Annotated in this window: 16 protein-coding genes; 5 read left to right on the top strand and 11 right to left on the bottom strand. The window is 72.4% G+C overall.

Annotated elements, in window-relative coordinates:
* Positions 1-77: 77 nt before the first annotated feature.
* From lnt to ACWDLG_RS27835, 3 genes are all read left to right on the top strand, one after another.
* Positions 78-1,628 carry an apolipoprotein N-acyltransferase gene (gene lnt, locus ACWDLG_RS27845; RefSeq protein WP_449925302.1) on the top strand — a complete coding sequence of 517 codons (1,551 nt, stop codon included), beginning with the start codon at positions 78-80 and terminating at the stop codon, positions 1,626-1,628.
* On the top strand, positions 1,628-2,371 hold the full coding sequence (locus ACWDLG_RS27840; protein WP_449925806.1) for a polyprenol monophosphomannose synthase: 744 nt from the start codon (positions 1,628-1,630) through the stop codon (positions 2,369-2,371). Before lnt ends, ACWDLG_RS27840 begins: the two co-directional genes overlap by 1 nt.
* Before the next feature lie 154 nt (positions 2,372-2,525).
* Positions 2,526-3,020 (top strand): FxsA family protein, encoded by a 495-nt coding sequence (locus tag ACWDLG_RS27835; RefSeq protein ID WP_449925300.1) that lies wholly within the window; start codon positions 2,526-2,528, stop codon positions 3,018-3,020.
* Positions 3,021-3,177: 157 nt separating this feature from the next.
* On the opposite strand, the gene ACWDLG_RS27830 is transcribed toward ACWDLG_RS27835, so the two are convergent.
* The 3 genes from ACWDLG_RS27830 to ACWDLG_RS27820 form a co-directional block, all read right to left on the bottom strand.
* Entirely contained in the window at positions 3,178-3,522 is a 345-nt protein-coding gene (locus ACWDLG_RS27830; RefSeq protein WP_183661557.1) for an RNA polymerase-binding protein RbpA, read from the bottom strand.
* A gap of 304 nt (positions 3,523-3,826) precedes the next feature.
* Positions 3,827-4,450 (bottom strand): hypothetical protein, encoded by a 624-nt coding sequence (locus ACWDLG_RS27825; protein ID WP_449925296.1) that lies wholly within the window; start codon positions 4,448-4,450, stop codon positions 3,827-3,829.
* Positions 4,451-5,193: 743 nt separating this feature from the next.
* Positions 5,194-5,694: a nuclear transport factor 2 family protein gene (locus ACWDLG_RS27820; RefSeq protein ID WP_449925293.1), complete on the bottom strand. Its 501-nt coding sequence runs from the start codon at positions 5,692-5,694 to the stop codon at positions 5,194-5,196.
* Between the two features lie 74 nt (positions 5,695-5,768).
* Here ACWDLG_RS27820 and ACWDLG_RS27815 point away from each other — a divergent pair, with 74 nt between their 5' ends.
* Positions 5,769-6,311 (top strand): winged helix-turn-helix transcriptional regulator, encoded by a 543-nt coding sequence (locus tag ACWDLG_RS27815; RefSeq protein ID WP_449925290.1) that lies wholly within the window; start codon positions 5,769-5,771, stop codon positions 6,309-6,311.
* Between the two features lie 38 nt (positions 6,312-6,349).
* Here ACWDLG_RS27815 and ACWDLG_RS27810 read toward each other — a convergent pair whose 3' ends face one another.
* From ACWDLG_RS27810 to ACWDLG_RS27780, 7 genes are read right to left on the bottom strand one after another with little or no spacing between them, the layout of a single operon-like run.
* On the bottom strand, positions 6,350-7,714 hold the full coding sequence (locus tag ACWDLG_RS27810; protein ID WP_449925288.1) for an MFS transporter: 1,365 nt from the start codon (positions 7,712-7,714) through the stop codon (positions 6,350-6,352).
* A 10-nt stretch (positions 7,715-7,724) separates the two neighbouring features.
* The gene (locus ACWDLG_RS27805) at positions 7,725-8,561 is read right to left on the bottom strand and encodes a glycerophosphodiester phosphodiesterase family protein (protein WP_449925285.1); all 837 of its coding nucleotides are present in this window, start codon (positions 8,559-8,561) and stop codon (positions 7,725-7,727) included.
* Positions 8,562-8,571: 10 nt separating this feature from the next.
* A complete protein-coding gene (locus ACWDLG_RS27800) occupies positions 8,572-9,111 on the bottom strand; it encodes a TrmH family RNA methyltransferase (RefSeq protein WP_449925282.1) in 540 nt (179 codons plus the stop codon).
* Positions 9,108-9,698: a class I SAM-dependent methyltransferase gene (locus tag ACWDLG_RS27795; protein ID WP_449925279.1), complete on the bottom strand. Its 591-nt coding sequence runs from the start codon at positions 9,696-9,698 to the stop codon at positions 9,108-9,110. Before ACWDLG_RS27795 ends, ACWDLG_RS27800 begins: the two co-directional genes overlap by 4 nt.
* A 20-nt stretch (positions 9,699-9,718) precedes the next feature.
* The gene (locus ACWDLG_RS27790) at positions 9,719-10,666 is read right to left on the bottom strand and encodes a VWA domain-containing protein (protein ID WP_449925276.1); all 948 of its coding nucleotides are present in this window, start codon (positions 10,664-10,666) and stop codon (positions 9,719-9,721) included.
* Positions 10,667-10,706: 40 nt separating this feature from the next.
* Positions 10,707-11,645, bottom strand: a complete 939-nt coding sequence (locus ACWDLG_RS27785) for a DUF58 domain-containing protein (RefSeq protein ID WP_449925273.1) — start codon at positions 11,643-11,645, stop codon at positions 10,707-10,709.
* Positions 11,646-11,652: 7 nt separating this feature from the next.
* A complete protein-coding gene (locus tag ACWDLG_RS27780; protein ID WP_354906926.1) occupies positions 11,653-12,654 on the bottom strand; it encodes an AAA family ATPase in 1,002 nt (333 codons plus the stop codon).
* Between the two features lie 74 nt (positions 12,655-12,728).
* Here ACWDLG_RS27780 and ACWDLG_RS27775 point away from each other — a divergent pair, with 74 nt between their 5' ends.
* Positions 12,729-13,469: a hypothetical protein gene (locus ACWDLG_RS27775; protein ID WP_449925270.1), complete on the top strand. Its 741-nt coding sequence runs from the start codon at positions 12,729-12,731 to the stop codon at positions 13,467-13,469.
* A 2-nt stretch (positions 13,470-13,471) separates the two neighbouring features.
* Here ACWDLG_RS27775 and ACWDLG_RS27770 read toward each other — a convergent pair whose 3' ends face one another.
* Entirely contained in the window at positions 13,472-14,233 is a 762-nt protein-coding gene (locus ACWDLG_RS27770; RefSeq protein ID WP_449925267.1) for a TSUP family transporter, read from the bottom strand.
* Between the last annotated feature and the right edge of the window lie 156 nt (positions 14,234-14,389).

Here is a 14,389-nt window from a genome sequence, read left to right as displayed (position 1 = left end):
CCTTCCTTTGGGGGTCGGCCGCCTCGGGCGGTAGCGTTTCCCGCATCAGGATGCGACTGGCGAGGAGAACCCCGGCCGTGGTGCAGGAGAAGCAGGGCGTCACGGCGCCCACCGGGCCGGACGGCGCCCCCCGACGGCTGCTGTGGGGCAGGCTCGCCGCGGCGGCTCTCGGCGGCCTGCTGTTGTTCCTGGCCTTCCCGCCGCTCAGCTGGTGGCCGTGCGCGCCACTCGGCATCGGCCTGGTCGCCCTCAGCCTGTACGGCTGCCGCCCCCGCCGCGCCGCCTGGCTCGGCTACGTGGCCGCGCTCGTCTTCCTGCTGCCGGCGCTGGCCTGGGTCAGGCCGATCGGCCTGGACGCCTGGCTTGCTCTGGTGGCCGTCGAGAGCCTCTTCTACGCGGCCATGGCCGCGGCCGCCGCCCTGGTGATGCGGCTGCCGCTGTGGCCGCTGTGGTTCGCCGCCCTGTGGGTGGCCATGGAGTGGGCGCGCAGCCTGTTCCCCGTCGGCGGGTTCCCGTGGGCGCGGGTGGCCTTCAGCCAGGGCGAGACGCCGTTCACCGGGTTCGCCGCGCTGGGCGGCGTGCCGCTCGTCTCGTTCGCGGTGGCGCTGTGCGGGGCGCTGCTGGCCTGCGCCGTCGTGCGGGCCGGGCGGGCCGGGCGGGCCAGGCGGGTCGTGCCCGTGGCGCTGGCGCTGGCCGTACCTCTGCTGGGGCCGGCCGTCCCGCGCCCCGCCGACGAGGGCAGGAGCGTCAACATCGGCATCGTGCAGGGCAACGTGCCGGGGCAGGGGATGTACGCGCTCGGCGACGAGCCGGCCATCGTGCTGCGCAACCACGCCAACGGCACGCACGAGCTCGCGCGGGCCGTGCGCGAGGGCCGGCTGCCCAAGCCCGACCTGGTCGTCCTGCCGGAGAACTCCACCGACATCGACCCCTACCGCGACGCGACGGCCCGCCAGATCATCGACGCCTCCGTCAAGGACGTCGGCGTGCCGACCCTCGTGGGCGCGGTCGTGGCGATCGGCGACGAGAACCGCGCCACCCGCAGCCTCGTGTGGGACCCGGTCACCGGGCCCGGCGCCTACTACGACAAACAGCAGCTGGTGCCGTTCGGCGAGTACACGCCGTTCAAGGAGATCTTCCTGGCCCTGTTCGAGCGGGCCAACCTGGTCGGCAGGCAGTCCGTGGCGGGCGACAGGCCGGGCGACCTGCGGATGGGCCCGGTGACCATCGGCGCCGTCAACTGCTACGAGGTCGCCTTCGACGGGGTGGTGCGCGACACCGTCCGGGCCGGCGGCACCCCGCTCGTCGTCCAGACCAACAACGCCACCTACGCGCTGTCGAACCTGCCGCCCCAGCAGCTGGCCATGTCGCAGCTGCGCGCCGTCGAGCACAACAGGGCGGTGGTCACCGCGGCGACCACCGGAATCTCCGCATATGTCACTCCTGACGGTAAGGTCGCCTGGCAGACGAAGGAGCGCGTCGCCGCCACGAACGTCGTCAAGGTTCCCGTGCGCACGCGGGCGACGATCGCCACGCGCGTGGGCGCCGCACCTGAGTGGGCACTGTTGATAGTAGGAGCGGTCGCGATCGGCGTGGCCGCCTGGCGCCGCAGGGGAGAGGATCGATGATGGAGCAGACGCTCGGCCGGGTGCTCGTCGTCGTCCCCACCTACAACGAGCGGGAGAACCTCCCCCTGATCGCCGGACGGCTCCGCACGGCGCTGCCCGACGCGCACCTGCTGATCGCCGACGACAACAGCCCCGACGGCACCTCCGAGGTCGCCGACGAGCTGGCCGCCGCCGACGACCACATCCACGTCCTGCACCGGCCCGAGAAGCAGGGCCTCGGCGCCGCCTACATCGACGCCTTCCACTGGGGCATGGCCCAGGGCTTCGACGTGCTGGTCGAGATGGACGCCGACGGCTCCCACCAGCCGGAGGAGCTGCACAAGCTGCTCGCCGCCCTCGCCGACGGCGCCGACCTGGTGATCGGGTCGCGCTGGGTGCCGGGCGGGAAGGTGCTCAACTGGCCGAGCCACCGCGAGCTGCTGTCCAGGGGCGCCAACGTCTACGTGCGGCTCATGCTCGGGCTGCCGGTCCGCGACGCCACGGCCGGCTTCCGCGCCTACCGGGCCGCGGCGCTGGAGAAGATCGGGCTGGCCGACGTGGAGTCGCAGGGCTACTGCTTCCAGGTCGACCTCACCCTCCGGACGGCCAGGCACGGGCTGCGGGTGGTGGAGGTGCCGATCACGTTCGTCGAGCGGACCCACGGCACCAGCAAGATGAGCGGCAAGGTCATGTACGAGGCGTTCTGGCGCGTCGGCGTCTGGGGCGTCACCGGCCTGCCCGCCCGCCTGCGCCGCCACCGCTGACGACGTTTCCCCCCCGGGGGCGTCCCCTGAGTCCCCGGGGCGTCCCTGAAGTCCCCCCCGGGCTTCCCTGAGCCTCCGGTGGCCGTGGAACGTCCACGGGGCGACGGGCGTTACTACGAGGTGAACGCCTTCCGCTCGCGCGAATGAGGAAACGATGGTCCGGCTCCTGCTCTTCCTGGCCTTCCTGGTCGTCCCTGTCCTGGAGATCTGGCTGCTCATCCAGGTCGGATCGGTGATCGGTGGCTGGGCCACGGTCGCGTTGCTGATCGCCGACAGCCTGTTCGGCGCCTGGCTCGTGCGCCGCGAGGGCCGCAGGGCGTGGCGCAGCCTGCAGGAGTCGCTCCAGTCGGGGCGGATGCCCGACAAGGAGCTGGCCGACGGCGGGCTCATCCTGGTCGGCGGCGCGCTGCTGCTGACGCCCGGCTTCCTCACCGACGTGTTCGGGTTCCTGTGCGTGCTGCCGTTCACGCGGCCGGCGATGCGGCGGTTCGGCTCATGGTTCTTCGCGCGGCGGGTCAAGGCGATGGCGGCCGCTTCGCCGTACGCGAACCTCGGGGTGCCGTTCCCGCGTACCGACGGCTTCGCCGGCGGCGGCACGGGCACGCCCGACGGCAAGGTCGTGCACGGCGAGGTGCTGCGCGAGGACTGACCGCACCGCGGGCCGCCCGCCCCACCGCAAGCCGTGGGTGCGGCGGCCTGGGGGCCACTCGGCGGGCCCTGGCCGGCCCCTGGCTGACGAACCGGTGGGCATGGAAAACGCCCCGGACCGTTGCGGTCCGGGGCGTTCCAGCGTCACCGTGAGGAGGTCAGGCGCTCTTGCGTCGCTGCGCGCGAAGGATCGCCAGCCTCTCGTTGAGCACCTCTTCCAGGTCTTCGATGGACCGCCGTTCCAGCAGCATGTCCCAGTGCGTCCGCGGTGGCTTCGCCTTCTTGGCCTCGGGTAGCTCGCCGTCCACGCGGACCGCGGTCGCGCCGCACATGCGGCACTCCCAGGTCGCGGGGATCTCTGCCTCGGCTGCAAGCGGAACCTCGAAGCGATGCCCCTTCGAACAGGTGTAGGACACCTCCTGGCGCGGGGCCAGATCCGTGTTACGGTCGTTCTCGTAGCTGGTTGCCCCGAGCCTGGTGCCACGAAGTGCGCGCTCGCCCATGTTTTAATGCCTCCTACAGGGCCCCCGTCGGGGGGGTCTGTCTCCCACGGTGTCTAACGCTTGATACCGTGAGTGGATTCCCACCCAAGGGGTGATCCAATCGCGCTTTTTGCGATGAGGGGTTTCACCGGCGCCCGGCGAGATCGTCGGTGGGCACGCCGATCCCGGCTGTCGTAGCCCTGGCCTCGTCAAGCGCGTCGGACACCGTCGCCCCTGCTGTCTCACGCGCCGCGCGACGCGGTGGACGGATCCGCGCGGTGCCGTACGTCCTCCTCCGCCCTCCTGCCGTCGTCGCGTGGCCGTCTCAGGCCGGCACGGCCGCCTCGACGGGCGCCGCGGAACGGCCCTTGGCCAGCGCGATCGCCAGCCACAGCCCGCCGACCGCGATCAGCGCGCCATGCGCAATGCGCAGCGCGTAGAGCGGCGCGAAGAACTGGGGGATGAACAGCGCGAACCCCGCGGCCAGCGGCACGCCGCTCCACGCGGGCAGCGTTCCCGACCGCCACACGGACACCGCCGTCATGATCGCTCCGACGCCCAGCAGCGCGAGACCGAGCGCGAACATCGTCGCCGCCAGCGGGTCGTAGCGGAACTCGCCCGCCAGTTCCATCAGCGCGGGCGTGTTGTCCCGCAGCGCCCGCCGGGCGATCACGTGGAGGCCGAAGTCCTCGGCGCCGTAGTAGGGGAGCGTGAGGCCCGCCCCGGTCCAGGTCACCACCGCGGCCCGGAAGGAGAGGCGGTCCTTCAGGATCCGGTGCAGGCCGAGCGCGGCCAGGCCGAGCAGGACGAATCCGATCATGGCCGCCAGGTGGCCGAGCACCCACGCGGTGGCCGACATGGCCGCGGCGTCGTCCCCTGACGGGCGCACGGCCGGATAGACGAGGAAGAGAACGCCGGTGACGGCATAGGCCGCCTGAGTGAGCTTCACGGGGACTCCAAAGGTGAGGGGGAGGTGCTCTCCTGTGAGAGCAATGCTCTCGTTTGGGAGCGACGCTGTCAAGAGCGGTGCTCTCTTCGGTGATTGACGCTCTGCATATGGGGATGTGCTCTCAGGACCGCCCATGAAGACGTCATGCAGTAGTGCCAGAATCTGCTGGCCCTGCCTGGCCGGTACGGCTGGCTCCTGGCGTCGGCGGTGGCCGCAGCGGCCGGTGCCGGGATCGCGCTGGGCGCCGGCCCCCTGGTCGCGCTGTGGTACGTGTCGGTGACCGTCGACAACGGCCTGATCGTCTTCGGGCTGGCCTCGCTGGCGGCCACGGTCGAACACCTCCACGGGGCCAGGGGCGACCTGGCCGCCCAGGCGCTGGCGGCCGAGCGGGACCGGGTCCACAGGCAGCTGGGGCGGCGCCTTCGCGACGACCTGACGGCGATCGGCTTCCTGCTCAGGAACGGCGACGTGGACGGCGCCGTCAAGCTCGCCAGGAGCGCGCCGGCCAGGGTGCGGGCGCCGGGCATCCGGCCGGAGACGGACCCCGGCGCCGGCGGCTCCAGGGCGCCGGGGCAGGCGGCCGGCGGGCGGCCCGCGCCCGGTGTGGCCCTTACCGTGGAGTCGCCGAGGGCGGCGCGACGCCGGCCACCACCTCGAGGTCGTCCTCGTGCGAGAGCAGCTCGGCCAGGGCCTCGCGCGGGATGTGCATGTCCTCGGCGAGAAGGACCTTCAGCGGTATGTCCTCATTGTGGCCTGCGCCGCGACGCCCTGGTGACGAGCGGTACCAGCGTCCTGTCGCCGCTCTCGGTCATGAACACCAGCGGCCTCGTCGCCGCGCCGACCAGCGCGGCCAGGCCGTTCCTGCCCTTGGCTCTGGCCAGTCCAGGTCCGAGCGCGGCCATGAGCCTGGTGAGGGCGGGCAGTGGCCGGACGAACATGGTGATCTCGGTGATCAGTCCGTCGTCGCCGAATCTGAGCAGGGCCGCCTCCTCCATCGTGGTCGCGCCGAGCGAGGCGGTGGCGGCGAGCATGCGGGTCCGGTCGTCGCCCACGTCGGTGTGGTAGCGGAGCCCGTCGATCACGGAGAACACGACACCGAACAGGGCGCGCACCTCGTCGCGGCGGTGGAAGCCGGCGCGGGCGCTGAGCGGGGAGTGGAAGACCACCTCGGGGGCGAGGGTGGCCATGAGCGCGTCGAGGTCCTTCTTCTCTCCTGCTTCCCGGTAGGGGAGTGCGATGCTCATCGTGACCTCCGGTCAGGTTAGTCCTGAATGTGAACTTGGTAAGGTTCACTTTAGCAACTGACTATGCTGGGGTCATGAACAGGTTCGGGGACATGCACTGCTCGATCGCGCAGGCGGTGGGGGTCGTCGGCGAGCCGTGGACGCCGCTGATCCTGCGTGACCTGTTCCTCGGCGTGCGCAGGTTCGACGAGCTCGCGCAGGACCTGGGCATCTCCCGCAACCTGCTGACCGCCAGGCTGGAGCGGCTGGTCGAGGCGGGCGTGGTCGAGCGACGGCCCTACCAGGAACGGCCGGTGCGCCACGAGTACCACCTGAGCGAGGCGGGGCGCGAGATCGTGCCCGCACTGGTCACGCTGATGGCCTGGGGAGACAAGTGGTCCACCCCGCCCGGCGGTCCGCCCGCGCTGCTGCGCCACTCCTGCGGGGAGCTGTTCACGCCCGTGGTCACCTGCCCCCACTGCGGCGGCGAGGCGACCGCCGAGACGATCACGGTCCTGCCGGGCCCGGGCGCCGCCCAGGGCCCCGGCACGATGGTGCTGGCCACCCCGGCGGGCCTGGGCCGGCGGCGCCCCGGCGGGCCGGACCCGAGGTCGTCCGGCGAGCCGGAGCGCGGCTAGCCCGGCAGGTCGGACCAGGGGTTGTGGCGGGCGGGGGTTCAGACCCGCTCGGGCACCTCGTTGCCCGCCGCGCGGATCGCCTGGGGCAGGTTGACGGCCGCCAGCAGCGCGCCGCCGAGCACGAAGAAGACGACCAGCGAGACGATGCCGAGGCGGTAGCTGTCGGTCAGCTGCAGCGCCAGGCCGAGGGTGAACGAGCCGAGGAAGGTCGAGCCCTTGTCGCTGATCTCGTAGAGGCTGTAGTACTCGGCCTCCTTGCCGCGTGGGATCACGTGCGAGAACAGCGAGCGCGACAGCGCCTGGGTGCCGCCCATGACGATCGCGATGGCGAAGCCCAGCGCGAAGAAGGCCGTGGCCGAGCCCCTGGGCAGGAAGTAGGCCACGCACACGACCGCCGTCCAGGCCACCAGCGCGGCCAGCACCACCCGCTTGGCGCCGAGCAGCGTCGCCAGGCGGCTGAGCAGCAGGGCGCCGCCGAACGCCACGAACTGCACCATGAGGATCGCGGCGATCTGCACGGTCTTGTCCAGGCCCAGCTCCTTGTCGGCGTACGTCGCCGAGAAGGAGATGACGGTCTGCACGCCGTCGTTGTAGAGCAGGTAGGCCACCAGGAAGGCCAGCGTGAGCGGGTAGCGGTGCAGGCCCATCACGGTCCTGCCGAGCTGGCGGAAGCTGCCCACGACCGCCTGCCCCGCCGTCTCTCCCGTGGCGATCTCGCCGCGCCTGTTGCGCAGCCGCAGCAAGGGGATGATCGTGAAGCCGCCCCACCACAGCCCGGCCGAGCTCAGCGCGATGCGCGCCGCGGTGGCCCCGTCCAGGCCGAAGGACTCGGCCCGCAGGAACAGCACCAGGTGGACGGCCAGCAGCAACCCGCCCCCCAGGTAGCCGAAGCCCCAGCCCATGCCCGAGACCCGGTCGCGCTCGGCGGGCGTGGCGATCTCCGGCAGGAAGGAGTTGTAGATGACGAACGCGCACGCGAACCCGACGTTGGCGATCAGGAACAGCGCGCCGCCCAGCAGGTAGCGCCCGTCGCTGACGAACCAGAAGCAGACCGTCGCCGCCGCGCCCAGCATGGCGAAGAAGCCCATCAGCTCCTTCTTGCGCCCCGTGTGGTCGGCCAGCGCGCCCGCGATCGGCATCAGCACGATCTGCAGCACCGCCGCCACCCCGACCACGAAGGAGTAGTAGGCGCTGGGCCGCACGTCCATGCCGAGCACGTCCACGTACGGCGCGCCGGCCGCCGCCGTCTCGGCGATGTCGGTCAGGTACGGCCCGAGGAAGACCGTCAGCACGATGGTGGGGAAGGCGGAGTTCGCCCAGTCGTACCAGTACCAGCCGCGCTGCTCTCGGCGGCGGGCGGCGGGGGAGTCGTCGGAGACGGCAGGGGAGGAGGGGACGGCCAAGGGAGAACTCCTAGGCTGCGAGCTGGCCGGGGTGCCAGAGGCCGCGCCGGTCGAGGACCTCGCGCAGGCCGGAGATGTTGTCGGTCATGATGCCGTCGACACCCAGGTCGAGGAGCTGGTCCATGCGCAGGGTGTCGTTGATGGTCCACACGTGGACCTGCATGCCGAGGGCGTGCGCCGTACGCACCAGGGACCGGGTGGTGACGCGCAGCCCGCGGAAGCCGACCGGCACCTGCGCGCAGGGCACGCCGGAGCGGGCCAGCCTGGCCAGCACGCGGCCGTAGCCGGAGGTGGTGGCCGCGGCGCGCAGGGCGGCCACGCCGCGGGGGCCGAGCGCCGAGCAGACCTCGCGGCCCATCGCGGCGCGCGCCCTGGCCAGCCGCTCGTCGGAGAAGGAGGTCAGGCAGATCCTGTCGTAGGCGTTCGTCCGCCTGACCATCGCGGCCAGCGGCTCGATCGTGCCCGCCTCCTTGACGTCGATGTTGAAGCGCGCCTCGGGGAAGGAGCCGATCAGGTCCTCCATCAGCGGGATGTCGTGGACGCCGCCGATGCGGGCGTGCCTGACGACCCGGTACGGCAGCTCGGCGATCTTCCCCCGATGGCTGGTCACCCGGTCGAGGGTGTGGTCGTGGAAGGCCAGCAGCACGCCGTCGGAGGTGGCGTGGGCGTCGGTCTCCAGGTAGGTGTAGCCGAGCTCGACCGCCCGCTCGAAGGCCGCGGCGGTGTTCTCGTGCCCCTCGAGGGCGCCGCCGCGGTGCGCGAAGGCCAGCGGGCCGGGATGATCAAGGAAGGCGAAGCGACGGCTGAACACACGGCGAGTATGCCGGTTGTGAGCCCGGCCCGTCATGTCACCCTGGTTACGACTCGGGCAATTTACTCCATTCCTGCCGGCGCGCCTCCGACAGCGCGATGGCGGCGGCCACGCCGACGTTGAAGGAACCGACCCTGCCGACCTGCGGGATGTAGGCGGCCAGGTCGGCGGCCTCCAGCAGGGCGGGCGAGCAGCCGTGGTCCTCGCTGCCGACCACCAGGCACACGTCGCGGTCGAGGTTGGTCCTGTGCAGCGGCCGCGCCTCGCCGGTCAGCTCGATGGCGACGACGGTGTAGCCGCCGTCCTTGGCCTCGCGCACCGCGTCGAGCACGGGCACGGCGTCCTTCCAGGCCACCAGCCGGTCGGTGCCGAGCGCGGTCTTGCCCGCCTTCGGGTTGGTGGGCGGGGTCGCGTTGCCGGCCAGCCAGATCTGGTCGACGCCGAACGCGGCCGCGCTGCGGAAGATCGAGCCGATGTTGAACGGCCCCGTCACCGACTCGATGATCATCGACAGACGGTTCTCCGTGCTGCGACGCCACGTGCGGTTGAGCCGCTTGACGTCGGTCGGGCGCAGCTGCTTTCTCATCGGGTCACCTTCAGGATTCGGTACGCGGCGCGGGAGGTGTGGCGGGTGGCCTGCCAGCCCTGCTCGGACAGCCAGCGCTGCAGCGAGTCGGAGCCGAGGTGCTTCTGCACCACGAGGTAGGCCACCCCGTCGGGAGTCAGCCTGGTCAGCCAGCGGGTCAGCATCTCGTGCAGCGCCTGCTTGCCGATGCGGATGGCCGGGTTGGACCAGATCGCGGCGAAACGCGGCTCCTCGGGGACCTCGTCGACGTGCGCCGGCCGCACCCCGGCCAGGCCGGCGGCCTCGGCGTTGCGCTGGGTGAGCTCCAGCGAGCGGCGGTTGACGTCGACGGCCCACACGGTCGCCCCCGGCGCGCGGGTGGCCATGGTCAGCGCGATGGGGCCGTAGCCGCAGCCCAGGTCGAGCAGGTCGCCCTCCTGCGGCGGCTTCGGCACGCTCTCCAGCAGGATGCGGGTGCCGAGGTCGATCCGGTCGGGGGAGAAGACGCCCCTGTCGGTCTCCAGCCGCAGGTGCAGGTCGGGCAGGACCAGGTCGACGGACGCGGGTCTGCTCGCCGCCTGCGGCTGCTCCTCGAAGTAGTGGGCCACGTGGGAAAACGTTACCGCCCTCAGGGAATGCGATGGCCCAGCAGGATGGCCGCGGCCGCCACCAGCAGGCCGACGACGATCGCCGCGACGATGAAGTACTGGCTGATCTCCTGGCTGACGGTCTTGAAACCGAGCGAGGTGCCGATCTGCTCGTAGACCTCGCGCAGTTCGTTGCCCGACTCGGCGGAGTAGGCGCGGCCCGCGGTGCCCTCCGACAGCGACTGCAGGGTCGCCTTGTTCACCGGTACGGTCACCGGCCGCCCGTCGATCATGACGGTGCCGTCCTGCGTGCCGTACGCGATGGTGGAGACCGGCACCCTGGCCTGCTTGGCGGCGTCGATGGCCTCGTTCACCGAGCGGCCCGAGGTGTTGTCGCCGTCGGACAGCAGCACGACCGCGGCCGGCGGCGGGTCGGTGACCGCGCGCTGGTCGAAGGAGCGGATCGACTCCAGCGAGTTGAAGACCGCCTCGCCGATCGCGGTGCCCGGCCTGGTGGACAGGTTCGCCAGCGCGGTGACGACGGCGGGGCGGTCGGTGGTGGGGGAGATGACCACGTTGGCGGAGCGGGCGAAGGAGACCAGGCCCACGTTGAAGCGCTCGGGCAGCCCGCGGACGAACGACTGCGCGGCGACCTTGGCGGCCGCGATGCGGCTGGGCTGCACGTCGTTGGCGTCCATCGACAGCGACACGTCCAGCGCGACGATGATGGTGGCCCGGTCGCGCGGCACCCGGACCTGGTCGGCGGGCCTGGCCGCGCCCACCACCAGCAGGCTCATCATGAGCAGGAACAGCAGCGGGGCCACGTGCCGCCGCCATCCCGGCGCGCGCGGGGCCACCAGCGACAGCAGCGCCAGGTTGGTGAAGCGCACCGTGTAGCGGCGCCTGCCGAACTGCGCGGCCACGTACGCCGCGACCACCAGCGCCACCAGGGCGAACAGCCACAGATAAGCCGGCGCGAGGAACGTCACGGACCCTCCTGCTCCCTGCCGCCTGCCGCGTGATGCTCGCTCACGTACCCGCCCTCCGGTGTGCCAGGTGCGCCATGCGCCGCTGGCGCAGCGTGAACTGCGCGATGTCGAAGACCCAGTCCCGGTCGGTGCGCAGCACCAGGTGGGCCACCCCGGCCCTGCGCAGCGCGGCCCGGGTGCCCTCCCGCTGCAGGGCGGCCGCCTCGGCGTAGGCGGCGCGTACCCGCGGCGAGAGGTGTACGTCGCTTACGTGCCCAGTCTCCGGGTCGGTGAACGCCACCGTGCCGACGTCCGGAAGCTCCAGCTCGCGGGGATCCATCACCTCGACCGCGAGTACCTGGTGGCGGGCGGCCAGCCGTCTCATCGGCCGCTCCCACACCCGCTCGGCGTCCGGGTCGAGGCTCGGGTGCGCGTCGAGGAAGTCGGAGACCACCACCCGCAGCCCGTGCCGCCTGCGCATGGCCGCCAGCACGTCGATGCCCTCCGCCAGGTCGGGGGCGTCCGGTACGGCCCGGCCGCGCGGCGCGCCGGCCAGCGAGTGCAGCAGGCCGTACAGGGCGGGGCGGCCCGTCCTGGCGGGCATCCGGTGCAGCGCGTCGTCGTGCAGCACCAGCGCCCCGAACCTGTCGCCCATCCGGCTGGTCAGGAACCCGATCGCGCCGATCGCCGCGACCACCAGCTCGCGCTTGTCGGTCCCGGCGGTGCCGAAGTCCATGCTGGGCGACAGGTCGGCCAGCGCCCACGTCTCCAGCTCCCGGTCGGCGATCAGGTCGCGCACGTGCGGGATCGTCGTGCGGGCCGTCACCGCCCAGTCCATGCGCCGCACGTCGTCCTCGCCCGGCACGTACACGCGGCTGTCGCCGGCCTCGCTGCCCGGACCCGGCAGCAGGCCGGCGTGCTGGCCGTGCAGCAGGCCGTCGAGCTTCCTGATGACCGTCAGCTCGAGCCTGCGCAGCGCCTGCTCGGCCTGGTTCGTCACGGCGCGGTCACCTGTTCTGGTTCCACACGACCAGCGGAGGCGGTACGGCGTGCAGGATCTGCCTGATCACCTGCTCGGGGTCGACGCCGTCGGCCAGGGCGTCGAAGGTGAGCATGAGCCGGTGGCCCATCACGTCCACCGCCACGTCGCGCACGTCGTCGGGCAGCAGGTAGTCGCGCCCGCGCAGCACCGCCAGCGCCCGGCCGGCCGAGACCAGGCCGAGCGTGGCGCGCGGGCTGACGCCCACCTCGATGGTGTCGGCCAGCTCCGGCATGCCGTACTCGGCGGGCGAGCGGGTGGCCATGACCAGGCGCACCACGTAGTCGGCGACCAGCTGGTGCACCGAGACCAGCTCGGCCTGGTGCTGCAGGGCGAGCAGCCGCTCGGGATCGAGGATCCGCTCGGGCACCGGAGGGGTGACGCTCATCCGGTGCAGGATCTCCAGCTCCTCCTGCGCGCTCGGGTGCGGCACCTTGACCCTGAACAGGAACCGGTCGCGCTGCACCTCGGGCAGCGGGTAGACGCCCTCCGACTCGATCGGGTTCTGGGTGGCCAGCACGATGAACGGCTTCGGCAGCGGATGCGTGATGCCCGCCAGCGTGACCTGGCGCTCGGCCATCACTTCGAGCAGCGCGGACTGCACCTTCGCGGGCGCGCGGTTGATCTCGTCGGCCAGCAGGAAGTTGACGAAGACGGGGCCGAGCTCGATGTCGAACTGCTCGCTGGAGGGATGGTAGACGCGGGTTCCGACGATGTCGCTGGGCACCAGGTCCGGGGTGAACTGGATGCGGGCGAACGTGCCGCCCACCACGGTGGCCAGGGTGGCGGCGGCCAGCGTCTTGGCCACCCCTGGCACACCCTCGAGCAGGCAGTGGCCACGGGCCAGCAGCGCGACCACCAGGCGTTCGACCATGTGGTCCTGGCCGACGATGACCCGCCGGACCTCCTCAAGGGTCTGACGCAGCACGGCCGCGTCGGTACCCGTCGACAGCTCTTCGGCAGTGCTCATGAGTGCTATTCCACCAAACAAGGCTTATGGGTGCACGCCCCGGCGCGCCGGGTATACGTGCTTTGATGACTCGCATGGCCGTTCCGCTGCAGTACGGTGACCCGCCGCGCCTCGGGGGCTTCGCCGTGCAGGCACGGCTGTCGACCGCTCCGGCGGGCCTGGTCTACCTCGGGCAGGCCGCCGACGGCCGGGCGGTGTCGATCGCCCTGCTCACCAGGGGAGCGGCGCTCGACCCCTCGGCGCGCGAGCGGTTCGTGACGGCGATCCGCGCGGCCTCGGGACGGCGCGGCTGGGTCGCCCGCGCCCGGAACAGGGGGGCCGTGGCCGACGGGCCGCCCGTCGTCGCGGCCGACCTGGGGCAGGCGCCGTGGGTGGCGGTGCCGTACGTCCCCGGACGGCCGGGAGCCGAACGTTTCCTCGAGCCCGTGCTGGTCGGCGGCACGCTGATCGGCGAGGTGCACGGGCCCGACTTCGTGCCCTACTGGCTGGCCGACAGGGCGCCGGCGCTGCCCGCGCCGCCGCGCCCGCGCGCGCCGCTGACCGAGACGCGCGCCAGGGTGCTGGTCGCGGCCGGGGTGCTGGCGCTGCTCGTGGTGCTGGGCGCGGTGATCGCGCTGCTGCTGTTCGGCGGGGACGACGACAGCGCGCCGCTGCCGCGGCCGCTGCCGCCGACGGAGTTCGTGCCGAGCCCGCCCCCGGTGCCGGCTTCGCCGGAGCCGCAGAACCCGCGACCGAGCCCCTCTCCCGGCGACACGGGCGGCAACACGCCAGGGCAGACGCCCGGCGACGAGAACGGCGAGGGCAACCCGATCTGAGCTCAGGCGAACTGCTGCCAGGCGAGCCTGGCCACCATCGCCACCACCACGCACAGCAGCACGACCCGCACGAACCCGGCGCCGCGCCTGAGCGCCATGCGGGCGCCGAGCTGGGCGCCGGCGATGTTGCAGGCCGCCATCCCCAGCCCCAGCCCCCACAGCAGGTGGCCCTGGAAGCCGAAGACCAGCAGCGCGCCGAAGTTCGTGCCGGTGTTGATGATCTTCGCGGTGGCCGAGGCGTGCACGAAGTCCAGACCGAGGATGGTGGTGAACGCGATGATCAGGAAGGTGCCCGTGCCGGGACCCATGATGCCGTCGTAGAAGGCGATCACGACCCCGGCCGCCACGATGGCCGCCCCGACCCGCGCGCGGGTGCGCAGGTGCGGCTGGGGGAGCGCGCCGAAGGAGGGGCGCAGGGTCACGAACGCCGCCACGCCCAGCAGGACGACCATCACCAGCGGGCGCAGGACGCCGGAGGAGATGGCCGCGGCCGCCGTCGCCCCGAGCCCCGCGCTGAGGACGGCCAGCGCGCCCGCCGGCACCGCCACCTCGCGGTCGAGCTTGGTGGTGCGGGCGTAGGTGACGGCGGCGGAGGCGGTGCCGAAGATGGCGGCCAGCTTGTTGGTGGCGATCGCCTGGACGGTGGGGACGCCCGCCACCATGAGGGCGGGAAGCTGGAGCAGCCCGCCGCCGCCGACGACGGCGTCGATCCAGCCGGCTCCCGCGGCGGCCACCAGCAGCACGATGACCTGCTCCAGCGACACGCCGCCACTCCCCCCGCTTGCGTCACAGAACGCAGAGCAGGCTACATGTCACGACATTTCCAGAATTGCTGGGGTAGGGGCGGGTCCGGCCCCGGCGCGAGCCCATCGTCAGCGCCGGGACCGGCGTGGGCGCCCGCTGTGACCCGCGAACGCCCC

It is taken from the genome of Nonomuraea sp. NPDC003727, from assembly GCF_053586935.1.
Note: the sequence above shows the minus strand (reverse complement) of the source record. Positions and strands in the feature narration are given on the sequence as shown.